Annotated in this window: 22 protein-coding genes and 1 tRNA gene; 8 read left to right on the top strand and 15 right to left on the bottom strand. The window is 68.2% G+C overall.

The features are described from left to right. Positions 1-69: 69 nt before the first annotated feature. Both ACYVLJ_RS05365 and ACYVLJ_RS05360 read left to right on the top strand, forming a co-directional pair. Positions 70-2,235 (top strand): bifunctional MFS transporter/dTMP kinase, encoded by a 2,166-nt coding sequence (locus tag ACYVLJ_RS05365; RefSeq protein WP_460437932.1) that lies wholly within the window; start codon positions 70-72, stop codon positions 2,233-2,235. After that, the gene (locus ACYVLJ_RS05360; protein WP_460437931.1) at positions 2,232-3,437 is read left to right on the top strand and encodes a DNA polymerase III subunit delta'; all 1,206 of its coding nucleotides are present in this window, start codon (positions 2,232-2,234) and stop codon (positions 3,435-3,437) included. Before ACYVLJ_RS05365 ends, ACYVLJ_RS05360 begins: the two co-directional genes overlap by 4 nt. 98 nt (positions 3,438-3,535) lie before the next feature. Here ACYVLJ_RS05360 and ACYVLJ_RS05355 read toward each other — a convergent pair whose 3' ends face one another. Beyond that, positions 3,536-5,200 (bottom strand): hypothetical protein, encoded by a 1,665-nt coding sequence (locus ACYVLJ_RS05355; protein ID WP_451969297.1) that lies wholly within the window; start codon positions 5,198-5,200, stop codon positions 3,536-3,538. Between the two features lie 134 nt (positions 5,201-5,334). Between ACYVLJ_RS05355 and ACYVLJ_RS05350 the strand changes: the two genes are divergently transcribed. Together ACYVLJ_RS05350 and ACYVLJ_RS05345 are read left to right on the top strand one after the other, a co-directional pair. Further along, a tRNA-Thr gene (locus tag ACYVLJ_RS05350) sits at positions 5,335-5,408 on the top strand. 360 nt (positions 5,409-5,768) lie between these two features. Continuing rightward, on the top strand, positions 5,769-8,060 hold the full coding sequence (locus tag ACYVLJ_RS05345; protein WP_460437930.1) for a tetratricopeptide repeat protein: 2,292 nt from the start codon (positions 5,769-5,771) through the stop codon (positions 8,058-8,060). A 226-nt stretch (positions 8,061-8,286) separates the two neighbouring features. Here the strand turns inward: ACYVLJ_RS05345 and ACYVLJ_RS05340 are convergent, their stop codons facing one another. The 7 genes from ACYVLJ_RS05340 to ACYVLJ_RS05310 form a co-directional block, all read right to left on the bottom strand. Then, the gene (locus tag ACYVLJ_RS05340; protein WP_460437929.1) at positions 8,287-9,483 is read right to left on the bottom strand and encodes a site-specific integrase; all 1,197 of its coding nucleotides are present in this window, start codon (positions 9,481-9,483) and stop codon (positions 8,287-8,289) included. Beyond that, on the bottom strand, positions 9,467-9,697 hold the full coding sequence (locus ACYVLJ_RS05335) for a helix-turn-helix domain-containing protein (protein WP_460437928.1): 231 nt from the start codon (positions 9,695-9,697) through the stop codon (positions 9,467-9,469). The genes ACYVLJ_RS05340 and ACYVLJ_RS05335 overlap by 17 nt, the downstream gene beginning before the upstream one ends. After that, positions 9,694-11,253: a DUF3631 domain-containing protein gene (locus ACYVLJ_RS05330; RefSeq protein ID WP_460437927.1), complete on the bottom strand. Its 1,560-nt coding sequence runs from the start codon at positions 11,251-11,253 to the stop codon at positions 9,694-9,696. The genes ACYVLJ_RS05335 and ACYVLJ_RS05330 overlap by 4 nt, the downstream gene beginning before the upstream one ends. After that, on the bottom strand, positions 11,253-11,783 hold the full coding sequence (locus ACYVLJ_RS05325; protein WP_460437926.1) for a hypothetical protein: 531 nt from the start codon (positions 11,781-11,783) through the stop codon (positions 11,253-11,255). Before ACYVLJ_RS05325 ends, ACYVLJ_RS05330 begins: the two co-directional genes overlap by 1 nt. A gap of 450 nt (positions 11,784-12,233) precedes the next feature. Continuing rightward, complete coding sequence (locus tag ACYVLJ_RS05320; RefSeq protein WP_460437925.1) at positions 12,234-14,405, bottom strand: P-loop NTPase family protein; 2,172 nt, start codon at positions 14,403-14,405, stop codon at positions 12,234-12,236. Then, positions 14,405-15,193, bottom strand: a complete 789-nt coding sequence (locus ACYVLJ_RS05315) for an ABC transporter permease (RefSeq protein ID WP_460437924.1) — start codon at positions 15,191-15,193, stop codon at positions 14,405-14,407. Before ACYVLJ_RS05315 ends, ACYVLJ_RS05320 begins: the two co-directional genes overlap by 1 nt. 91 nt (positions 15,194-15,284) lie before the next feature. Continuing rightward, positions 15,285-15,518, bottom strand: a complete 234-nt coding sequence (locus ACYVLJ_RS05310) for a hypothetical protein (protein WP_460437923.1) — start codon at positions 15,516-15,518, stop codon at positions 15,285-15,287. A gap of 142 nt (positions 15,519-15,660) precedes the next feature. Between ACYVLJ_RS05310 and ACYVLJ_RS05305 the strand changes: the two genes are divergently transcribed. Beyond that, entirely contained in the window at positions 15,661-16,014 is a 354-nt protein-coding gene (locus tag ACYVLJ_RS05305) for a GntR family transcriptional regulator (protein WP_452061520.1), read from the top strand. Here the strand turns inward: ACYVLJ_RS05305 and ACYVLJ_RS05300 are convergent. Further along, positions 16,011-16,211 (bottom strand): hypothetical protein, encoded by a 201-nt coding sequence (locus tag ACYVLJ_RS05300; protein WP_451970843.1) that lies wholly within the window; start codon positions 16,209-16,211, stop codon positions 16,011-16,013. The two genes, ACYVLJ_RS05305 and ACYVLJ_RS05300, sit on opposite strands and share 4 nt — an antisense overlap. 185 nt (positions 16,212-16,396) lie before the next feature. Here ACYVLJ_RS05300 and ACYVLJ_RS05295 point away from each other — a divergent pair, with 185 nt between their 5' ends. Beyond that, a complete protein-coding gene (locus ACYVLJ_RS05295) occupies positions 16,397-17,812 on the top strand; it encodes a hypothetical protein (RefSeq protein WP_460437922.1) in 1,416 nt (471 codons plus the stop codon). Here the strand turns inward: ACYVLJ_RS05295 and ACYVLJ_RS05290 are convergent. The 5 genes from ACYVLJ_RS05290 to ACYVLJ_RS05270 all read right to left on the bottom strand — a co-directional run bounded on the left by ACYVLJ_RS05290 (position 17,771) and on the right by ACYVLJ_RS05270 (position 20,357). Then, positions 17,771-18,667: a phosphotransferase family protein gene (locus ACYVLJ_RS05290; protein WP_360470821.1), complete on the bottom strand. Its 897-nt coding sequence runs from the start codon at positions 18,665-18,667 to the stop codon at positions 17,771-17,773. The genes ACYVLJ_RS05295 and ACYVLJ_RS05290 overlap by 42 nt on opposite strands. Before the next feature lie 133 nt (positions 18,668-18,800). After that, positions 18,801-19,598, bottom strand: a complete 798-nt coding sequence (locus ACYVLJ_RS05285) for a helix-turn-helix domain-containing protein (protein WP_460437921.1) — start codon at positions 19,596-19,598, stop codon at positions 18,801-18,803. 3 nt (positions 19,599-19,601) lie between these two features. Further along, the gene (locus ACYVLJ_RS05280; RefSeq protein ID WP_460437920.1) at positions 19,602-19,862 is read right to left on the bottom strand and encodes a hypothetical protein; all 261 of its coding nucleotides are present in this window, start codon (positions 19,860-19,862) and stop codon (positions 19,602-19,604) included. After that, positions 19,849-20,148, bottom strand: a complete 300-nt coding sequence (locus ACYVLJ_RS05275) for a hypothetical protein (RefSeq protein ID WP_460437919.1) — start codon at positions 20,146-20,148, stop codon at positions 19,849-19,851. The genes ACYVLJ_RS05280 and ACYVLJ_RS05275 overlap by 14 nt, the downstream gene beginning before the upstream one ends. Then, on the bottom strand, positions 20,145-20,357 hold the full coding sequence (locus tag ACYVLJ_RS05270) for a hypothetical protein (RefSeq protein WP_460437918.1): 213 nt from the start codon (positions 20,355-20,357) through the stop codon (positions 20,145-20,147). The genes ACYVLJ_RS05275 and ACYVLJ_RS05270 overlap by 4 nt, the downstream gene beginning before the upstream one ends. 133 nt (positions 20,358-20,490) lie before the next feature. Here ACYVLJ_RS05270 and ACYVLJ_RS05265 point away from each other — a divergent pair, with 133 nt between their 5' ends. Both ACYVLJ_RS05265 and ACYVLJ_RS05260 read left to right on the top strand, forming a co-directional pair. Further along, entirely contained in the window at positions 20,491-20,979 is a 489-nt protein-coding gene (locus tag ACYVLJ_RS05265) for an NUDIX hydrolase (protein ID WP_460437917.1), read from the top strand. 33 nt (positions 20,980-21,012) lie between these two features. Then, the gene (locus ACYVLJ_RS05260) at positions 21,013-22,227 is read left to right on the top strand and encodes a helix-turn-helix domain-containing protein (RefSeq protein ID WP_460437916.1); all 1,215 of its coding nucleotides are present in this window, start codon (positions 21,013-21,015) and stop codon (positions 22,225-22,227) included. 49 nt (positions 22,228-22,276) lie between these two features. Here the strand turns inward: ACYVLJ_RS05260 and ACYVLJ_RS05255 are convergent, their stop codons facing one another. Continuing rightward, positions 22,277-22,753 carry a hypothetical protein gene (locus tag ACYVLJ_RS05255; protein ID WP_460437915.1) on the bottom strand — a complete coding sequence of 159 codons (477 nt, stop codon included), beginning with the start codon at positions 22,751-22,753 and terminating at the stop codon, positions 22,277-22,279. Positions 22,754-22,756: the final 3 nt, after the last annotated feature.

Here is a 22,756-nt window from a genome sequence, read left to right as displayed (position 1 = left end):
ACGGTCGGGCTTTCCCACGAGGGTGTCCGGCACCGCCGTGACTAGTGGGGTGGGCGTATCAGCGAGGGCGTGCGATCGGTACCCGGGGCCGGCCCGGGTGGGTCGTCGGGCGCCGAGGCGTCCACGATCAACCGGGTCCGGCGGGTGCTGGCGATCAAACCTTTCCGGCGGCTCTGGGGCGTCACGTACCTGTGCAGCGTGGCCGACTGGCTGAACATCCTCGCCCTGACCGGCCTGGCCACGAAGCTGACGGACAACTACTTCGCCCAGAACTTCGCGTTCGTCGGCGTGGTGCTCACCGGCCTCGCGCCGGGGCTTTTGTTCGCGCCCGTCGGCGGCCTGCTCGCCGACCGGTTCGACCGCCGCAAGGTGATGGTGGTCGCCGACCTGCTGCGGTGCGGCTTCCTGCTGTCGATCGCGATCGTCAGCGCGCCCTGGTGGCTGCTCGTCGGCAACTTCCTCGTCGGCAGCGCGTCGAGCATGTGGATCCCTTCGAAAGAAGCGGCGGTCCCCAACCTGCTCCGCCGGCCCGACCAGGTCGAGACGGCCAACCAGCTCGGCATGGTGATGACCTACGGCCTCGCCGTCATCACCGCGGCCGGCGCGAACGCCATCATCACCGGCGTCAACACGACCTTCCACCTGTTCCCGGGCGACAACGCGAGCCTCAGCATCGCGAAGCTGGTCGTCATCATCACCGGCCTGCTCTACCTGGCCAGCGCGATCGTCATCGCCACCCGGATCCCCGAGCTCTCGCTGCGCAACGTCCACGAAATGCCGCAGCAGACGGTCAAGCCGGCCGACGAAGAGAAGTTCGGCATCGGCCAGATGATCGCCGACGGCTTCCGGTTCATCCGCAGCACGCCGCTGGTGCGCGGCCTGCTGGTGGGCGCGTTCGGCGCGTTCGCCGCGGGCGGCGCCGTGATCGGCTCGGCCAAGCCGTACTCCTCGAGCCTGCTGGCCGGCGACTCGGCGTTCAACCTGCTGGTGCTGGCCGTGTTCCTCGGCCTGGCCACCGGCATGGCCACCGCCCCGAAGCTCGCCCGGCGGCTCGCGCACGACCGGCTGTTCGGCATCTCCATCATCGCCGCCGCGCTGTCGTTGCTGGTGGTGGCGTTGTCGCCGCACCTGACGTTCTCGCTGATCGCCGTGTTCTTCGTCGGCATCTGGGCCGGGACGGCGTTCCTCACCGGCGTCACGATCATCGGCTCGCGCGTCGAAGACGCCATCCGCGGCCGGATCAACGCGATCTACCAGCTGATGATGAAGCTGGTGCTGTTCGGCACCACGGTCACGGTGCCGCTGCTGGTCGGCCTGGTCCAGCGGCACACCATCTCCGTCTGGGGCAGCCCGCTCACCATCGACGGCACGCGCCCGGTCATGCTCGGCGGCGCCGCGATCGCGCTGGTCGCGGGCCTGTTCGCGTACCGGCAGATGGACGACAAGCGCACCGAGCCGATCCTGTCCGACCTGCGCAACGCCCTGCGCCGCACGCCGCGGCGCGTCAACGGCTACCTGATCGCCGTCGAGGGCACGACCGCGATCAACACCGCGATCCAGGCCGTCACGCTCGCCGACTGGATGCGCGCCGGCACGCGGCCGGTCGTGGTCGCCGCCGACCCGGCGCTCGACGACAAGCGGCTCACCGCGCTCGTCTCGGGCGCTTCACTGACCGGAGCCCGGGCGCAGGCGCTGGCCGCGGCCGCCGTGCGGGCCGACATCGTCGAGCGGCACGTGCAGCCCGCGCTGGACGCCGGTTCGGTCGTGGTGATGGAGCGGTTCGTCGACTCGCCGCTCGCCCACCTCTCGGCCGTCGCCGGGCTGGACAGCGACGAGCTGGAAGGCCTCGCCGACTGGGCGACCGGACGGCTTCGCCCGGACCTGACCGTCCTGCTCGACTCGGCGCCGAACGGCGCGCCCCGCGACAAGTCGGCCGCGATGAACGACCAGTGGCGCGTCCAGCACCTGCTCACCGAGATGGCCGCGGCCGATCCGGAGCGGTACGTCGTGGTCGACGCCGACGGCACGGACGCCGAGGTCGCCGAGCGCATCCGCACCGCCCTGCGGGCCGTGTTCGTCGGCCGCCTGGCCGCGCTGGCGCCGGCGTCCGACCAGCCGGTCACCGGGCAGCCGGGGACCACGGACAAGCCGGTCACTGACCTGCCGTCGACGCTCCCGCTGGACGTCGACGACCCGCTGCCCGTCCCGGAAGAGCCTCGCGTGGAGGTGAAGTGACGACGATCGAGCGCATCGGCGTCTGGAACCAGCTGGTCGGCCAGGAGCCCGCGGTCGAAACGCTCACCAAGGCCGCCGCGGCCGCCGCCAAGATCGTCGCCGGCGAGCCCGCCCCGGCCGGTGCTATGACGCACGCGTGGCTGCTCACCGGTCCGCCCGGGTCCGGCCGGTCGGTGGCCGCGCGGACGTTCGCCGCGGCCCTGCAGTGCAGCACCGGCACCGGCTGCGACGCCTGCCCGGGCTGCCACACGACGATGGCGGGCACCCACGCCGACGTCCGGCTCGTGGTGCCGGAAGGCCTGTCCATCTCGGTCGCCGAGATGCGTGCCCTGGTGCAGGCGGCCGCGCGCCGCCCGACGACCGGGCACTGGCAGGTCGTGATCATCGAAGACGCCGACAGGCTCACCGAAGGCGCGTCGAACGCGCTGCTGAAGGCCGTCGAAGAACCCCCGGACCGCACGGTCTTCCTGCTGTGCGCGCCCTCGGACCACCCCGAGGACGTCTCCGTGACGATCCGTTCGCGCTGCCGCCTGGTGACGCTGCGGACGCCGCCGCCGGAGGCGATCGCGGACGTGCTGATGCGGCGCGACCACGTCGACCCGGAGCGCGCGCAGTGGGCGGCTTCCGTGTGCGGCGGCCACGTCGGCCGCGCGCGCCGGCTCGCCACCGACGAGGCGGCCCGGCAGCGGCGGGCCACCGTGCTGCGGATCCCGCTGGGCCTGCGCCGGATGAGCGACGTCTTCACCAGCGCCGACCAGCTGATCAGCGCGGCGGAGGCCGACGCGGGCGAAGCGAGCAAGGCCCGCGACGAGGACGAGCGCAACGAACTGCGGACCGCGATGGGCGGCGACGGCGTCGGCAAGGGCGTCGCCGGGGCCAAACGAGCCGCGGAGGCCGCGGTCAAGCAGCTCGAGAAGAAGCAGAAGTCCCGCGCGACCCGCACCCAGCGCGACACGCTCGACCTGGCACTGATCGACCTGGCCGCCTTCTACCGCGACGTCCTGGTGACGACGACCCGCTCGGGCGCGACGCTCAACCACCCCGACCACGCCGACCAGATCCGCGAGGCGGCGCAGGCGTGGACACCGGAGTCGACGCTTCGCCGTCTCGAAGCGGTGCTGGAATGCCGTGAAGCGATCGACTTGAACGTGAAGCCGCGCATTGCCGTCGAGGCGATGGTCACGACCTTGCGCCAAGGCTGAGTCCGCCTGCAGGCGGCCCTGGGGAGGTAGCGAAAAAGAAACCCGTCAGGAGCACCGGGCTCCTGACGGGTTCCTTCACTGCCCCCGGGGCGTCCCGGTCACTCGCGCGGCCGCGGCGACGGCTTGAACGGCTTCGGCTCCACCGCGACGGCCAGCGGACGGCGCCGGGTACCCGGCATCGCCGCCACCATCACGACACCGATCAGCAGCATCGCCGTGCCCGTCCAGAACAGCGGCACGGTGTCGTACGCGCCGCCGGTGTAGGCGAGGTTCTTCACCGGCCCCTTCGGCGCCTGGCCACCCGCGGGCGGCGTCGACGTCGACCCGCACACCACACCGCCGGTCGGCGCGTAGGCCCGCGCGACCTGCTCGCCGAGCGACAGCTGCGCCAGCGACGACGGCAGGTTCTTCGCCTGGTCGTCCGGCAGCAGGCTCTTGAGCTTGGTCGTCGGCAGCAGCTGCAGGTCGAACAGCCGCGCCGACGCGCCCAGCTGGAAGCCCTTGAACGGCGTCGTCATCTGCGCGGACTTCTGGTCCAGCCCGGCGATGCTCAGCCGCAGGACACCCAGGTCGAGCACCGTGCCGGTCGTGTTGCCGACCTGCTGGATGCCCTTCGTGAGCGTCGAGACCAGCCCGCCGACCACCGGGATGTCGTTGACCTGCCCGAACTGGTCGCTCAGCCCCTTCAGCGGCAGCCCGATCGGGATGTCCTTCGTCGGGTGCGCCGCGTCCAGCGTGTACAGCGTCTTACCGGCCGCTTCGATGGTCAGCACCGGCGCGGTGTAGTCCACTTTGGACGTCTTCGCGTCACCGGTGGAGGTCACCTTCAGCGTCGGCTGGCTCGCCACCTTGATGCTCAGCGCCAACGGCGTCCCCTTGAGGACCTCGATGTCCGCGGCCTGCAGCGTCGACGTCGACTGCACAGCCTTGTTCTTCGAGCCGGGCACGTCGACGAGCTTCACCTGCGACCGCGACGACAGCGTGTTCGGCAGGCTCAGCAGCGAACCGGTGCCGTCCTTCGCCGTCTGCCCGCCACCCTGCAGCAGACCGCCGAGGCTCTGCAGGCCCTTCGTCAGGTCGAACCCGCTCGCCAACGTGCTCGGATCCAGCTTCGGCGACAGCGAACCCAGGTTCAGGTTCGGCATCGACGGGATGACGTTCAGCAGCGACAGGCTCGCCACCGACGTGTTCGCGTCGGCGATGGTGTCGACGCACGGGCCGAGCGTCGGGCTCCACCGCGCGTGCGCGCTCCCGTTCAGCAGACCCACGTTGAGCAGCGGGTTCGACGGGGCGTTCAGCCCGCCGCTGATCGGCTGCGGGTTGTCCGGCAACGCCGTCTGCACGACACTGCCCGGCGCCTGCGGCGCGTTCCCGCCCACCGAAAGCCCGAACGGCGACGCCTGCGCGATCGCCTTCTCATAGCTCAGGTAGGCGTCCGAGTTCGCCGACGCGCTGGAGAGACCCATCCCGGCCTCGAGCGCCGACTGCTTCGGCAGCGTCTCCCCGAACCCCGGCAGGATCGTGCTCGTCGGCACGGAGTTCGGCAGCAACCGGATGATCCCGAGCGCGGTCCCCGCGTCCCCGACCGCCTGCCCCAGCGGCTGCGGCCCGATCGGCGCCGAGATCGGCGCCTGCCCGGAACTCGCCGGCTGCGGGATCGGCGTCGTCGGATAAGTCGGATCGGCGTTCGCCGGTGCCGCGCTGAGCAGGACCAACGCCGCGGCCGCCGGCAGGGCCACCGAACGGGGCAGTCTTCGCCGCATGTGCCAGAGCCTCCAGATAGGGTCGACCGGGGAGTGAGACCGACGTCATAGGGCCCTAACGACAGTCCCCCCGGAAAGTGACGCGCACAGCCTCCGCTACACTTGCTACCGTCGCCAGCGCGAGCCGGAGACATGCCGCCTTAGCTCAGTCGGCCAGAGCGATTCACTCGTAATGAATAGGTCGGGGGTTCGATTCCCCCAGGCGGCTCCGCAGGTCAGGCCCCATCCGAGACACCTCGGGTGGGGCCTGACTCGTCTGGTGGGTGACTAAGTGGGTGACTAAGACGCCTGGTCGGAGAGTGAAGAAAGTTCCGCAGGTTCACCCGGCATGGGGAACCTTCCTCGCCGTAGCCGCCTTACTCTGCTGACTCCCGCGGAAGTGTTAGCCGCTAGCGCGGCATTCTGACCGGTGGGTGTCTAGCACGCTTGCGCACGGTAGTGAACTAACTTCGTAGCGTTGGTATCACGTCTGAGGTCGTGCGCGACAGTAAGAATGGTGGGTGACCGCGCGGCGACGCGGGCGAAGGAAGGAACTGAGGTGAAGTCTCGCCGGTGGCCGCGAGTCGCAGTGGCGTTCGGCGTGACGGCCGCGGTGGTCTGGGCGGTGGGAACGTTCGGTCTCCCGGGCTGGCTGCTGGCCGATCAACATCCGGTGCGGAACGTTCTAGAGGGTCTGAGTTGGCCTGCGGGAATCGTGGCTGCTCTGGCCTTGGGGGCGCCCGGATTCTGGCGGTGGGTGCGTGGGCGGCAGGACACCCAGTCCCCTGTGATGGCGACACGGATCGTCAGCCCGCTGGTGGGGCGAGCGCTGCACTTGGTCGACGGCGAGCTACCGCCGGTGTCCGGAGTGGGTTTGCTCGACCTGCGGGTAAAGCCGGCGATCGATACCCACGCCGATGACGGCTCCGATCTTCCTCCCTACGTTGCCCGGGACATCGATGAGGACTTGGAATGGGCCATCCACGCCGGGGGGATGGTGCTGTTGCACGGCCCAGCAGCGGCGGGCAAGTCCCGGGCCGCGGTGGAGGCGCTGCGCCGACTTCGACCCAACCACAGGCTGCTCGTCCCAAACGACGGCCCGGCGTTGCGGGAAATCGTCGACGCTGGTGTGGACCTGTCGGATACGGTTCTCTGGCTCGACGACCTTGAACGCTATCTAGGTGCCAACGGCCTCGATGTAGGGCTTTTGCAGCGGGTATGCCCGCTCGGGAGTACCGGGATTGCGGCGGTCGCAACGATGCGTGATGAGCAGCTCGCCCTTCACACCCAGGCCGCGACCCGCTCGATAGCCGACACAGGCCCAGGTATCGACCAGGCTGCGGTGGAGATCCTCGCCGGAGTCCGCGGTCGCCGGCGAATTAGGGTCGCCGCGGCGCTCACGGCCACCGAACGAGCTCGCGCTGCCCAGGTGGGTGAGCAAGACGCGCGGGTCAGGCGGGCAGTCGCCGCTCCGGAAGGATTCGCTGAGTATCTGGCTGCAGGGCCGGCGATGATGGACCGCTGGAGCACGGGCGGGACGCCCGAGTTCATCCGCGGCCAAGCCCTCATCAGCGCGGCGGTCGACTGCCGCCGCGCTGGACACCACGCCCCTTTGCCCGCCGCGCTCCTGGCCGACCTGCACACCCAATTTCTGCCGCTCGCCTGGCGGAATCGCGCCGACTTGCCTTCGGTCGACGTAGGGTTGCGCTGGGCTACCCGGCAGGTCCTTGGCGCCAGTTCCTGCCTACAACCCGCTTCCGACCAGCGTTACCTGGCTTCGGATTACCTTCTCGACCGCGCCCAGCAGGCCCATACCGACTCAGGCGTACCGCTTACTGGCCCCGTCAGGGATAAGACCTGGACCGTCCTGACCGCCGCGCTGCCCCCCATGCAAAACCTTCGTATCGGCGTTGCCGCCTACCATGCCGGGCGTCTTGACGTCGCGGAACGGGCATTCATCTCCGCCGCTCCCTACGACTCGGAGGCCTCGTTCAACCTCGGATTCATGCTCAGTCAGCAGGCGGGACGTGTGGCCGATGCCGAACAGGCTTACCGCGACGCGGCCGCAGCAGGCGGTGCCAAAGCCCTGAACAACCTGGCTGTATTGCTCAAAGAGCAGCCGGGTCGTGAAGCCGAGGCCGAACAGGTTTACCGCGACGCCGTCGCCGCTGGAATCAGCCAAGCACGGTTCAATCTAGCGCTGTTGCTAAGTGAGCAGCCGGGTCGTGAAGCTGAGGCTGAACAGCTTTACCGTGATGCCGTCGCCGACGGCGACGCCGAGGCCCTGTTCAACTTAGCAGTGACACTAAGTGAGCAGCCTGGTCGTGAAGCCGAGGCTGAACAGCTTTTTCGCGATGCTGTCGCCGCCGGAGACCTCAAAGCATCAAATAATTTGGGAATTCTGCTCAGCGCGCAGTCCGGTCGTGAAACCGAGGCCGAATACTTTCTCCGCGACGCCGTCGCGGCTGGTAATACCAACGCTTTGTTTAACCTGGGGTTTCTGCTCAGTGAGCAGCCGGGTCGTGAAGCTGAGGCTGAACAGGTTTACCGTGATGCCATCGCCGCTGGCATCGTCCCGGCCCTGAACAACTTGGCACTTCTGCTCAGCAGGCAGTCGGGTCGTGAAGCTGAGGCTGAACAGGTTTACCGTGAGGCTGTCGTCGCCGGCGACACTGGCGCTCTGAACAACCTGGCTGTATTGCTCAGCAGGCAGTCGGGTCGTGAAGCTGAGGCTGAACAGGTTTACCGTGAGGCTGTCGTCGCCGGCGACACTGGCGCTCTGAACAACCTGGCTGTATTGCTCAGCAGACAGCCGGGTCGTGAAGCCGAAGCTGAACAAGTTTTTCGCGACGCCGTAGCCTCCAGCAACACCAGGCCCTGAACAAGCCCCACACCCTCGGCTAGGACTAGCAAGGCGAAGCTGATTAGAGCCAATAGTGCGACGCTCTATTCAATAGGTGCGTCGGTCGTTTTGTTGGTGAGGATCAACCACACCGCATGGGGCTCATCAACGGCCTCGCGCTTCGGCTAGACGTAACGGACCCCGAGCCGGGCCGCGCCCGACGGTGCGGGCGCGGCCCGGCTCACCCGAGAGGTGACGAAGGCACCTATTCGATGGACTGAGCACCTTCCGCAATTACACCTGTTGCAGGGAAGAGTCGGTCCATTGCGGTCGCCCCGGACTCCACCACCGGCCGGATCTGCTTCCGGTAGACCAGTTCCGTCACGGCCGTGCTGCTGTGCCCGACCAGACGCGAGATCTCCTCGATCGGCATTCCGCCGTCCGAGAGGATCGAGACGAAGCTGTGCCGCAGCTCCCGGGGCGTCCACTGGGTCGGGTTGAGCCCGGCTGCCTTGACCACCCGGCGGAAGTCCCGTCGGACGTTATTGACGTCCCGCTCGGTGCCGACATTGGTTGCGAACACGAGCCCCTGTTCGCGCCAGTCGTCGCCCGCGACCGTTCTTGCCGCCTGCTGGGCCACTCGGTGCGCCTCCAGCGCTTTGACGGCTCGCTCAGGCAGCGCCAATGTGCGCCGCGACTTTCGCGTCTTCGTCTCGCCGCGGGCGCGGACCGAACGCCACACCTTGACGTTCGGAGGGATTGCCGGCGTCGCGTTCGGCTTGCCCACGAGGTCCACGTGGTCCCAGGTGAGCGGGCGCATCTCCTCCGTCCGTGCGCCGGTCAGCAGGGATACCACGACGTAGGCACGCATCGGTGACGACTCCGCTGCCGCGAGCACCGCTTCGGCCTGAGCGAGTGTGAGCGCCTTCGACGGTCGACCAGCGCCCTTGCCCGCTGGAAGCTCGTCGCACAGCAGCACCACGTTATACCGAACCCGCTTGCGTACCTGAGCGCGGTTGATCGCCCGGCGGAGGATCGAGCGCAGGTTGCGCAAGGTCGAAGTCACTAAGACCTCAGCCTTCTCGGCGAGCCAGTCCTCGACGTTGTCAACTTCGAGCTTCACCAACGGCCGAGCACCGATCGCGGGCACGATGTGGTTGTTCACCAGGGACCGGACGGCCTTCACGGTGTTCGGGTCCCGCTCACCGCGTTCGTAGCTCACAAGCCAGTCGTTCACCGCCTGCTCCACTGTGTAGGTGGTCGACGCGTTGGCCGCGCCCTCTTCGACGTCACGAATCAGCTCCTTGAGCTTGTCCTTGGCTTCGGTCTTGGTCTTGCCGCTCGCCTTTCGGACGATCCGCTTCCCGTTCGGCCGGTAGCCGGTCGTCAGCTCGGCGATCCAGCGCTGACGACTCTCCGACCAGTAGAGCCCGCCGTCTCCGCGGCTACGCCGACTCGCCATAGCTGACCTCCGCTTCCTTCATGAGCAACTCGACGTACTGCTGGATGGCAACGGCCGGAACGAGCCGGGAGCGCCCCTGCTTGACCGAGCGCAAGCGCCCCGAGCGCAACTGCTCGTAGATGACCGAGCGGCTCATCGAGAGCAGGCGCATGGCTTCGGTGATCCGGTAGAGATGCCGTTCGGGCACAGCGACCGGCATGGGTACGGCGTTCATCGATCCCCCTCGGTGTCGTGGTCGGGCTTGGTGGGCGCGACGTCCGCGACCTCCGCGACCGGGCTGGTCAGCGCGTGTGTGAGCGGCTGTTGGGTGCCGCGACCGTCCGCGACCTGGGTTGCGGAGGTCGCGGCCGAGCCCGACGACTTCGCGGCACCAGTTGTGGCGTTGACCTGCAGGGTCGCGCTGGTCGCGGAGGTCGCGCCCGTTTCGGGCGGTGGGAGGTAGCGGCTCCAGGCGTCGGCGAGTCCGCCGTCGCCGTCGATGCGGTAGCCCTTGAGCGTCTTGCCGCTGACCTTGAGGTCTTTCGGTCGAACCAGGTACCGGTCGAGTTCCTTCGCGAGACGGCGGCTGTCGAGCGGTTTGCCCTGGAGGTCGGTCCACGGGCCGTCTTCGATGGCGTGCAGTTCTCGGATCAGCTCGGCGGTGACCATGCGGTCGGTGTTCTCCGCGGCGAAGATCTGCCGGATGTCCGCCAGCAGGCGCACGCCGATCGAGGCCGGTTGCGCGGTGGCTTCGAGTACGAAGTGACGGCACGCCTTCCGTGCGGTTCCCGGCCAGTGCCCGCCGGCCGCGTCGGCGATTGCCAGCAGCGGCCGCCAGATCTCGGCCGCCCGGTCGCGCACTCCGTCCGGGCGTTCCGGGCGTGCGCGGCTCACCTCGTCTCCGACGCGCCCGACCCACTCCGCCAGCTCGGCGCGCACCGGCGCCGACTCGCGTTCGACGTCCTCTTCGATGAACTCCTCGACGACTTCGTCGAACCGGCGCTTGCGCATGTGCACGGTGATCGCCCGCGTGGTGATCGTGTCCGGCATTCCGCCCGCGATCCCGGCGAGCGCGACTGGCGCGTAAACCGGGAACCGGGTCACGTTCATGTTCTTGGCGTCCCCGACGCACCGCGTCACCGTCGCCGACCGCTTGTAGCCGGCGTTGAGCAGCGCCCGGAGGTCTTCGTTGTTCCCGCCCGTCTTCGGGTTGAACACCGCGTCGATCTCGTCGAACAGCAGTGTCATCGGGCCGTCGGCGAGCATCCGGAAGATCGCGGCCGGCGTTATGCTGATCGTCATCTCCGGCTTGGCCACGAGGTACTGCGCGACCTCCAGCACCCGCGTCTTGCCGCTGCCCGGCTCGGCCGAGTCGAGGATCAGCCTCGGCGTGACGTAGAGCCGTTCGGCGACGTGGGTGTGGGCGTACCAAAGCGCCAGCGTCGGCGCGGCGTGTTCGTTGGCGAAGGCGGAGAACCGCGACACGAACGTCACTACCGCGTCCAAGACCTCATGACCGGGCTTCGCGAAGGCACCGACTGGTGTCGGCCCGAGCCACGTGAGCAGATTGACTGGCGCGTCCTCCGGCAGGGAGGCGCTCGGCTGGGCGCCACCGTCCTCCGCCGGTTGGGCCGCGATGTGGCGGCCTCGCCAGACGCGCTGGCAGTTCTCCGAGCAGAAGTCGCCGGACGGCGAGTCACCGCGCGGCCGGCCGCACTGCTGGCAGTTCGGTGCCGGCTCGTCGGAGATCACAAAGTCGATCACGGACAGGGTGTCGTCGAATCCGGACATCAGGCGGCCACCTCCAGGCGTGCGGTCGGTTCGTCGTCGCCTCCGGCCTCGCGGTAGCGCCGCCACAGGTCGTCCAGCCGCTCGGTGTCGTCGAGCTGGTGGCGGAGGACGTCCGTCGGCGAGTCGTCTTCGACGGCCTGCACAAGGCGGGTCGCGTGCTCCCGGACAGCGCGGCGGTAGGCGTTCTTCAGCACGACGGCTTTCAGCCAGGCGCCGTAGTACGGCGGTGGCAGGATCGGGCCATCGGTGTAGGTCTCGACGATCCAGAGGCCGAGGCTGTGCAGGCGGTGCGCGCCGCCGGACCGCGGTTCGGTCGCCGTCCGCTCGCGGGCATGGTCCATCACGGCCATCGGGGTCGGCGCGTGGCCGGCGCCGGTCAGTTCGATGACCAGCTGGAGGACGCGGGCGGCGATCGGTGAGCCGAAGTCGTCGGCGCGCATGCCGGCGAGCAGTCGCCGGGCTTCGATCAGCCGGACCTGCATCACGCAGCCCAGGAACTGACGCTCGGGGTCGAGCAATGTGGTCTTCATGGGGTGGCCTTTCGGTTGAGCTGTGGGTCAGCGGCTGTTGTCGCGGCGGTCGCGGTCGCGGAGATCGCGGTATGACCGGCGAGCGCGGAGGCAGGAGTTGTAGGCGCGTCGGCCGGCGCGGAGCGTGCGGCCGGTGCCGCCGCACCGCCGGCAGAGCCGGATCGCACGGAGCAACGGCGAGCGAAAAGCGCCGAAGCCCCGGCAGGAACGGCACGGCTTGTACGGGTAGACCGCGCACGACCAGGAGTAGCCGAGAGTGACGATCGTGAGAATGAGTAGGAGCAGGATGGGCGGGTTGCTGAGGGGGTTCAACGGAGCCTCCGGGGCTGTTTTTGGCCGCACTCGGCCCGCGCCTCTAGGTGCTAGGGCGCTGATCAGCGGTGTTGTGGTGGTCTAGGGAGGGCTCTAGGTCTAGAGGGACGAGGCTCTAGACCTAGAGCCCTGCGGGAGCTAGCCGCTCTTGCGGTTACGATCACGCTCGGTCAGTGCGTCGGCGATCCATTCGCGCTTGACGCCCATCCGGTTGGCGCCCTTGCCGGTGTCGGCGTCGTTGCCCCACACCTGCTTGGTGGTGATCCCGAGCGGCTTCAGTGCGGTGGAGAGCTGGGTTGCCTTCGCCGCCCCGGTGGGCAGTTCGGCCCACGGGCCGTAGACCGCAGGCCGAAGCTCGGCGAGCCGGTCAACAATGCGTTCCGACCATGCCTTCTCGGCGTCGCCGATCGCGGTCAGCACGTCGGCGAGCAAGGTGCTCGTGTCCTCGTCCTCCTCGGGCGTGAGGTCGAGGCCGGCGGCGTAGCCGGTCAGCCGTCCGGCGGCCAGCCGTGCGGTTCGTGCGCGGGCGGCGAGCTTCTCGGCGTCCGGGCCGTCGATGTACACGCCGCGGGTGATGCGCGGCTCGTCGCCTTCGCCGGCCAAGTACCCGATGCCCTTGTCCCGAAAGGACAGCGTGGTGGCCCGGATGCCGTTCCGGTACGACGAGGTGCCGAGCACCATGTCGTTGGCCTGCTGGCCGGTGACCTTGAGGCAGAACCGCATCACCGCGTTGTCGCTGATCGCGGTCGGGATGCTCTTCGCGTCCGGCCGCTGCGTCGCCAGGATGATCACGATCCCCAGTGCCGGGCCGCGCTTCACGAGGTCGGTGCAGACCTCCTCGATCTCTGCGCCGTACCCCGGGTGCTCGAACCACTTCTGGCACTCGTCGACGCCGATCACGATCGGGTGCAGGCCGAGGGACTTCTTGCCGGCCAGTTCCGGTGTGACCTTGTTCTCCGGGCACAGGTCCTTCGGCAGCTCCCGAATCACCTTCGCGCGGCGCCGCAGCTCGTCGGCGAGCGCGCGCAGGTCGGCGACGGCGTACGCGATGTCTTCCGGCTCGTCGCCGGCGCGGTACCGATGCGACACCGGCGCCAGCGGCGAGAGGTCGCCGGTTCCCTTAAGGTCGAACGAGTGCAGCTCGGCCCGCGGGTCCAGCGCGGCGATCAGCAGCAGCTCTCGCAGCGTGAACGTCTTGCCCATCCGCGGGATCGCGCCGATGACCATCGAGATGAACATCAGGGTGATGTCCACCCACCGGCCGCGCTGGTCGGTGCCGAACGGCTGAGGCTTGAACAGGTCCACGGTGCCGGGCTTGCGCAGCGGCCAGGCGGCCTGTCGCGACTTGGACAAATCCTGATCACCGACCCATAGGACCATCCGTCCGGGGTGGACCTCGGCGTTGCCCTCCGGCCAGACGCAGCCGAGGGGCCGGCCGAGGCCGGACGCGAGCTTCGCGCGCCGCTCGACCACTTCGGACACCGTGACGCCCGGCGGAAGGTCGACGTCGGCACGCCAGCCGGGGCCGTCGCGGGTGATCGGCGCCGTGAACCCGATCGCGTTCGGGTTCTTGGTGAGGGCCTGGTTGATGCCCGCGATGCCGAGCACTGACAGCGCCTGAACGACGTTGTCACTTGTGAGCTTCTGAACCTGAGTGGACAGGACGGCGCGAGACGACACCACCGGGTTGTCCCGGGTGGACCCGAGCTTTCCGAGCAGTCCAACCGCGATGGCGCCGCAGGCCCAGATCACCCACTCCGGAAGGACGTTCGGCAGCGCGAACACCAGGACCAGGCCGACCGTCGACACGAGACCGAGCTGAATCAGCCGGAGTACGACTCGTCGATCCCGCTGCTGTGACAGCTTCAGGTAGAGATCGGCCTTGTCGGCCGTGGCCGTCTCCGACCGGGCTGGGCGCCCTTCGGCGTCGGTCACGTACCGGCCGGTCGCTGCCAGCAGGAGGAAAAGGCCCCGAGGGGAACGCACCGCGAGCCGAAGCGCGTAGAGCGGCGACCGGGCCGCGTGGTAGCCGGCCTTGTGCGCGTAGTGCTTCCCCACCCACTTCGCGGCGTCCTTCGCGTCGGCCGTCGACTTGAGGTAGCTGGGGATGATCGCCTGGCGGTTCTGCGAGCGGAGGCGGTCTAGCCACGACGAGCCGTCGGTGACCGGGCGGTCCACCGGGATGGCCGGCGACTGCTCCGCGGCCTCGTCGCCGGACTCGGCGTCGATGACGAACGGGTCGGCCTCGACCGGCCCCGTGCTGGGGAACGCGATCACGCGGCCGCTCTGCGATTCGTTGGTGGTGCTCATCAGTCGTTCACCTCCTGGTCGGTGGTGTCGCGTACGAGGTGTGCGAGGGCAGCGCCGCAGCCGAGGACGACCACCGGCAGGCAGGACACGAGCGTGGTCACCGGCCAGGGAGCGCGTTCGACGTCCGCCGCGGACATCAGGTGATAGGCGACCTGGCCGACCATCCCGAGGACGAGCGAGCCCAGGGCGGACCACTTCGCGAAGCTGCGGACTCGGTGGGTCCGGGTCGCCGGGGACAGCCAGACCCGCAGGGCGAATGCCGCGTAGGTCTCGACCCCGATGGGGAGTGTGATCGCCGAATTGATCGTCAGGTGGTCCCAGATTCCCGGCAGGAGCTGGATCGGGCCGAACCCGGTCAGCCTGCCGAGACCGACCCAGCCGCTCCAGACGGCGACGAACGCCGGCAGGGCCAGGAGGAGCACCGGCCACAGCTTGATCCGCCGCACCTTCTCCGGCGTCGCACCCGGGTCTGCGGTGACGTTGACCTGCGGCTCTGAGCCATCCGAGGCCGGTTCGTCCGAGGTCTCGGACTCCTGATCCGGTTCCTCTACTTTGGCGGGTTCCGTCACCGCGTGCAGCTTCCGCACGGGCTTGGTGTCGGCCTCCTCGTTCAGCGCGGCGAGGATGGCGCGGGCTTTCGGCGCACCCACCTTGAACTCGGTCATGATCCGGTTCCGGGAGGGGCACTCGCCCAGGTCCGCGGCGAACTCGCGGACACGGGGCAGCAGGTCGGTGACCGAAGGCGGGTACGCGCTTCGGGTGTTCGTAGGCGTGTCGAGCCCTACCATGGGTGTTCTCCTGACTGGCTTGGAAGTGGTTGGGAGAAGCCCGGTCCGGCGGGTGGTTCTTGGCGGTTCCGTGCGCCGGGCCGGGGCGGCTTCAAGCGGCCGCGCCGGGGCTGTCCGACCGGCCCCGGAGGGCCGAGCTGACGTTCTGGCGGCTGATGCGCCGGACGTGTCGATGCGTGGCGGCCCGATCCGTGCTCGGCGCCAGGCTGGTGCTCGCCGCTTCCTGGTCGTGAGCAGTCACGAAGTACTCGGCGATCATCGCGTCGATGTCCGACTCGGTCAGTCCGTCCGGCGCGTAGCTGGGCAAAGGAACGAGGTCATCCATTGGTGTGAACTCCAACGACTTGTAGGTCTCCCGCTCGGGAGCGGCCGGTGTCGGCCGGAACTCAACGTAAGTCCTGTCTATTACTTTGTCAACTGACATGGGAGAACTGACTTAGCCAACTGACTTGGCCTACGCTGGTGGCATGGCATCCCTGAACCCGGACGACCCGCGTGCGCCGTTCTTGCAAGTAGCCGGCGGTCTCCGGGCCGCGATCCTGTCGGGGGAGTACGCCCCCGGGGCGCAGCTGCCGACCTACCAGGAACTGGCCGATTCCTGGGGGGTGGCGGTGAACACGGCCAAGAGCGCCGTTGCCCACCTCAGGGAAGAGGGCCTGGTGGTCATCCGGCACGGCAAGGGCTCGTTCGTTCGTACACAGCCGGCCGAAGGTGACTCCGCGACTCGCCCCGAGGCCTCGGGGGACGAGCGGGTCTGGCAGGCCATTGCCGAGATCAGGAAGCGTCTCGGCGAGATCGAGCGGAAGCTGGGGGAGAACTAGCCGAACAGGGCGCGGAGGAACGTCACGACACCGTCGATCACGGCACCGATGCCGTGTGCGGCTCCGCTGGCCCAGCTCGCCGAGTCGGCCGGGTACTTGACGATCAGCACGATGATCGCGAGTCCGACGATCAGGCCGATCGCCTTGCCGACCAGGCCGCCCCCGCTCTTCATAACCGGGAAGTTGTTCTTCGCCATCACGGTCTCCTTTCGTTCTGCGACAGGCCTGGAGGCCGATCCGGATCGGGGTTTTCGATCCGGCGTTGTCGCTGATGAACTCAGGAAACCGCGCAGGGGTGGGGGTGCAGCAGAGTGCACGCGGGGGTGCATTTCTGCACGTGGGGGGTGCACGGGGGGTGCTTTAATGACCTTCGGAGGTACCGGTGGTCGACAAGGGGAAGCAGCCGAACGCACTTCTAGCTGCGGTTATGCGACAGGCGGGGGCGACTAACAAGGGGTTCGCTCGCCGTGTGCGCGAGCGCAGCCTGAGAGACGGCGGCGAGCTTGTCAGTGCGGACCACGTGTCGGTCAAGCGCTGGCTCGACGGCACGAAGCCGCACCCGCGCACCTGCCAGCTGATCGCCAGCGTTCTCGGCGAGCTGCTCGGCCGTCCGGTCGGCCTGGATGAGATCGGCTTCGCCGCAGCCACCGAGACCACCCCGGATGACGTCGGCCTGGAGTACCCGGAGGAGATCGCACACAGCCTGGTCGCGCTAGGCGCGATCACCGAACTCGAGCTGCGGACGCCGAAGCGGGTCGGCCCGCTGGCCGTCGTACCGGAGGCATGGAGCGGCCTGCTCGTCCGATGGCTGACCGACTCCGACGACGAAGGATCGCGGCCGCCATCCGAGCCGCGCTCGATCACCCTTGTGGACGTCGAGGCGGTTCGCGAGGCAACCGCGATGTTCAGCAGCTTCGATTACAAGTACGGCGGGGGCCGGCCGAAGTCGCTCGTCGCCTCGTTCCTCGACCAGGAGATCTTGCCGAACATCAAGCACGTGTCCCCGCAAGACCCAGTCGGCCGGGAGTACTTCCGGGAGGTCGCTGCCCTGACGCGGCTCGCCGGCTGGACGGCCTACGACACGGGTGCGCACGGACTCGCGCAGCGGTACCTAACGCAGGCGTTCCGCCTGGCGAAGGCGGCCGGCGACAAGGCGCTGTGCGGCCGAATCCTCGCGGGCATGTCGCATCAGGCGAACTTCCTCGGGCACTTCCAGCGGGCGGTCGACCTGGCGCGAGCCGCGTACAAGGGCGCGAACGGCTACGCCACTCCTACCACGATGGCGCTGTTCCACGCGATGGAAGCGAGGGCGCTTGCGTCGCTCGGCAGGGCAGAGGACGTCACGGCCGCGCTGCTCACGGCTGAGCGGTGGCACTGCCAGGGCATCCGGGAGAACGACCCCGAGTGGATCCACTACTTCGACGAGGCCGAGCTACACGCCGAGTTCGCGCACTGCTTCCGCGACATCGGGAATGCCGAGCTGGCGAACCACCACGCGGCCGCGTCGATCGCTGCCTCGGAGTCGACTTACGTCCGCAGTCTCTCGTTCTGCCGGACCGTGCTGGCCACGTCGCACCTGCAAGGCGGGAACCTCGAAGAGGCGTTGGACGTGGCCAGGTCGGTCGTCGAGACCGCGGCGAAGCTCAAGTCGTTCCGGGTGATCTCGTATCTCGACGACTTCCGCGGACGGCTGGGCGGGCATGCCGGCGACCCGTTGGTGAAGGAATTCCTCGACTTCGCCAACATCCACCTGCCGTCAGAAAACCTTCCAGTGTCGGGGCGCCTGGTCGTCGCGTAGGTCGCTGATCCGCTTCTCGACCTCGGCTTTGACCTCGGCGGACTCGTCGACGGTCTGCGAGAGCCACATGGTCATGTTCAGCTCGCGGGTAGCCCTAACCACGGGGAACCCGTCCCAGCTGATCGGATCGAACCCGTACGCCTCGGTGTACGAGTCGTACTCGGCCTCGGATGCCCAGCCGAACGCCTGGTGTCGGACCGAAAGCACGGCCGCGTCCCACTCGCGTGGACCAAAGGCGAAGTCCTCGAAGTCGATCAGGTTCAGCGTCCCGTCCGGGGCGCGCATGACGTTCCCAGGGTGCGCGTCGCCGTGCACTGGGCCAGCGGGAAGCGGGAACTCAAGGGCTTGGAACTTCTCGGAGAGTTCCTCGTACCGCTCGCGCAGGAAGTCGAGGTCAGCCTCGGGGAGCTTGCCCTTCAGGGCTTGCAGCCGCGGTTCAACCTTCGGCATCGGGGAGAACGCCGGCAGGCGGAAGTCCTTCGGATGGGGGAGGGCGTGGAGGTCGTGAAGCAGCTTCCCGAACTCCGCCGGCGTGATCGGGGTGTCGTCCTCTTCGAGGCAGTTCCAGAAAGTGACGGGTAACCCGTCCTCGATGAACGGCTGTTCGGCGCCAGGTAGCGACGTGGCAGCGGGGAAGGCGTTCTCTGCGAGCCAGCCGGCGACGAGCACTTCCTTCGTCGCCGCGGGGATCGAGCGTCCGACGCGGACGACGGCCGAGCTGTCGGCCAGGCGGAAGATGGCGTTCTCCCCGAATCGGACCCGCTTCGCGCCGGCCGCGTCGAGCCCGGCGAAGGCACAGGCTGCCTCGAAGACGGCTTGTGTTCGCTCTGACGTGAAGGCCTTCGTCGTGGTCATCAGACTCCTCTATCGGGGTGCCTCAGCCAGGCTAGAGCTTTGGCGGGAACGTGTGCGCGGCGAATGACGCGCGGGTGGAACCCGGCCAGCGCGCCGCCTGGAGGGAGGTCAGGACGCGCCGGCCGGGAGCTGGTCAGCGCCACCTGGTGTCGGTGGCGTGGCGCTGTAGCGCCTTGGCGGTCTTCCTGTAGGCCGTCACGGTGTCTTCGTGCGTGATGAAGACGGCTCCGCGGTGGTGTGGCACGGCGACCGTGAAGGCACCAGCACGGTTCTCGTAGAGGGTGAATCGCTCGACCAGGCCGGGCGGGCACTCGACGGCCGGAACGAGACGGACGGACATACGCGGATGGCGTGTCAGAGCGACCACCGCGTCGAGCTGGGCGCGAAACTCATCCGCCGAGCCGAAATCGGAACGAGTAGCGGCCTCGCCGATCAGGTAGGTGCGTCGCGGCTCCGTGCCCGTCGGCGAAGTGAGTTCCTGGACCGTCCGGGCAAGAGATCGGCGGGCGGTGTCAAAGGTAGGCTCGACCAGGCCAGTATCCCGCAGCGCGCGGGCGTACTCGACGGTCTGCAGAGCCTCCGGAATCAGGGTCGGCGACCACTCGAAGACGTGCGTCGACCGCTGCTCATACGTCGTTCGCAGGAGGTCTTCGGCGCGCCCGGCGTGGTCGATGAAGTCTCGTTCGTGGGCTCGACGGGCGAGGTCGACGAGCTGATCGCACACGGCGGTCGGCGAGCGGAGGACGCCGAGGATATGCGCCACGGTCGTGTCCGGCGGTATGCGTTTGCCAAGTTCGAAACTCGACAGAACTCCCGGGTGAAGATTGATCATGTCGGCGAGCCGGCGGAGGCCGACGCCGCGGCGGGTACGGGCGTCGCGTAGGCCGTCTGCGAGCGCGATGAGGGCCGGTCGGGATGCAGCGTCGGTCACGGTTCAACCCGCTCCGTTCAGTCGGTGAGTGTCTTCCCTCGGGGTGTCCAACAGGTTCACGAGATCGATGTCGCCGCCGTCCAACTCGCCAGCGCGCTGGACCAGCGCGGCGCCGACTTGCGCCAGCTGACGGGCGAGCGTGCGCAGCGCCGCCGCATAGCGCGCGTCGTTCGGCTGGAGGGTCAGCAGCTCGACCGTCACGCTTCCGATCCTGGAGTTCATCTTCGAGAGGCCGGCCAGCAGTTCGCGATCACGCGCGTGCATGCGGCACCTCGATTCGTCGGTGCTGGTTCTGGCTCGCGCAGACGGGGCATATCCGGCCGGGTTTCGGGATCACCCGACCGCGGCTGACGCTCGGGCGGTCGTGCTCCAGCGGAAACGGATCGTTGATCAGGCACCAGGGCAGTAGCAGGACGAGCCGCGGGTTCGCCATCTCCGAGTGCAGGTACAGGTGAGCCCAGCCGTCGCCGTCCGTGAACTCGTGCCACTCCCAGAAGTCACGCCGAGGGCCGGCCGGGTGACTGACCGGGCGGTCGTCCAATGCGGTCACCGAAGCCCTCGCTCGATCTCGAACGACCGAAGCGCGCTGGCAGCCTGCTCCCAGTCGGCATCGGTCATGTCCGCGTGCGTCTTCGGGTGCTGGTTTGTGCTCCAGTCGATCTCGTTGAGCCGCTGGCCGCCGGTGTTGAACAGCGAGCCGCCGCACCAGAACGTCGGCCGGACCTCGCGCCCGGTCGAGCCCCCGTCTTGTGCCGTCACCTGATCAACTGTCGTCGAATCCGGACAGTCGAAACACAGCCGGTAACCATGATTTCGGCAGGTCAACGCCTTCGAACTAGGCGTGAAAGGCATAGATCAGCGGGACGTCGCTCGCCGCCGGTAGCCTCGCCTCGTGGACTTGCTCCCCTTCGACGAGTACGTGCGCTCGCTCAACCGCAAGCGCATGTCCGCAGGCGTCCTCTTCCGCGACGAGGCCGACCGCGTGCTGTTCGTCGAGCCGTCGTACAAGCCGCACTGGGACATCCCGGGCGGTGCGTGCGAGGAGGGCGAGCCGCCCTGGCGCACGGCGGCCCGGGAGGTCGCGGAAGAGGTCGGCATCGATCGGCCGCTCGGCAACCTGCTGGTGATCGACTACATCCCGGACGACTCGCGCATGCCGGAGGGGATGGCGTACGTCTTCGACGGCGGCCTGGTCGCCGAGGCCGAGATCAAGGCCCTGACGATCACGGACCCCGAGATCCTGTCGGTGGAGCTGCTACCGCTCGACACCGCGGCATCGCGCCTGAAGCCAATCCTCGCGCGCCGCATCGCGGTAGCCCTCGACGCCGCACGCGCCGGTGAGCTGCTGATATGCGAAGACGGCAGGCGCATAGCGCAGTAGTCTGGTTACTGCGTGCACACAGCCGGAGGACGGATGACCACTCACAACCCGCTCGCCGAGAACCTGACGCGCATCCGCAAAGCCCGCGACTTCTCGCAAGAGGGCCTCGCCGAGGCTGCCTCGGTCGGCGTAGACACCGTGGCGCGCATCGAGCAGGGCACTCGGACGACCAGCCGCCCCGCCACCCTCCGCAAGCTCGCGGCCGCGCTCGGCGTCCCTGTCGATGCACTGCTCGGCACGCTGCCGGCGCCGCACTCTCGCGATGTCGACGTGGCGCCGCTCCGCCGGGCGATCACCGCGGATGCGTCCATTCCCGGTCTTGAGGATTTGGCCGACACCCGCGAGCTGCTGCCGCTCCCAGAACTCACAGCCAGCGCGCACGCTGCCTGGAGGGCGTACGTCGATGGGCGCCATGCCGAGCTGCTGCACGCGCTGCCGGTCGTCCTGGCCGACGCACGCCGAGGTGTCCGCGACACCCGCGACGAGGAGCGTGCCGGCTCGCACCGCGTCCTTTCAACGGCCTACCGGCTCGGCGCCGGCATCGCGGGCCGGCTCGGCTTCGACGACCTGGCGTACACCTCCGCCGCACGGGCAATCGACGCCGCGGCCGAGTCGGATGCTCCCGAGGTCGAGGCCGCGATCTCGCTGCGCTACCTGGCGTGGACGCTGGTTCGCCAAGGTCGGGCCGAGGACGCTGAGCGCGTCGCCACACAGGCGGCAGCCGCCATCGAGCCGCGGATGCTCGATCGCGATCCGATACGCGCCGGCGTGTTCGGGAATCTGCTGTTCAACGCCGCAACCGCTGCGCTGCGAACTGGCAGCGCCGGCCGTGCCGAGGACCTCCTCGCCGCCGCACACGCTGCTGCGATCCGGTCACGAGGCGACACGGCCACGGAGGCTGCGATCTTCGGCCCGCGCGTCGCGGCCCTTCAGAACGTCGAACTTGCGGCGCGGGCCGGCGACCCGGAACAGGCTCTACGACTGGCTGCCGTTGTGCCCGACACAATGGGCGACGTCCCGGCTTTCTGGGAGGCCGGCCATCGGCTGTTCCTCGCGGCCGCAGCAGCGGACTTACATCATGACCGAGATGCATTGGCGTGGCTCGCCGAGGCACGCGACCTGGCGCCAGACTGGGTCCGATACCAGCCTCTCGGCAAGACGACCATGCAGCGCTTGGTCGACCGAGCTACCCGGCGTCGAGGACCAGAGTTTGCCGCGCTCGCAGTCCACTATGGCGTGATCGACTAACCCTTCAAGGTACCGGCCTTCCGGTCACCCGGAGTCGGGAGACCGCTGTCTATGCAACGGGGCAATAGACAGCACGTGCATTCGCAATAATCGCGTGTCGAACCTTTGTAAAATCTTTCTTGGTCTGCCCGCTGGCCGCGTAACGAAAACCTCTATGTGGCGTGACTAGCGCGTGGGCATGGCCGATCGTTTCCTCCTCGTCCTCCTGGTCTTCTAGTGGGTCTGGTATGACATCCCACTGCTGAACTACGCCCGAGACCTCTCGAACTACGCGCGCAAGGAACGAGAAGACGTAGCAAGTCCGCTTTTTGCTGGCGGACACCGCAGACTGACCGTTTCGCTCCAGTAGAGCTTCGCGATAGCAAGACAAACCGTCTTCGTTGTCCTTTAGTCGAACGGCATATGTCTCCATCTTCGGTTGCTTTGTGACAAGATCGAACGGATTCAGAAAGTCCGGAATCTTATTTGGGCATCGTCGTAGGATAACTTCATCGCCTTCGATGAAGTCCGCCTTATCATCCGCCATGTA

It is taken from the genome of Amycolatopsis stemonae, assembly GCF_054781455.1.
The sequence above is the reverse complement of the archived record's forward strand: the minus strand, read 5'-3'. Positions and strand labels throughout refer to the sequence as shown.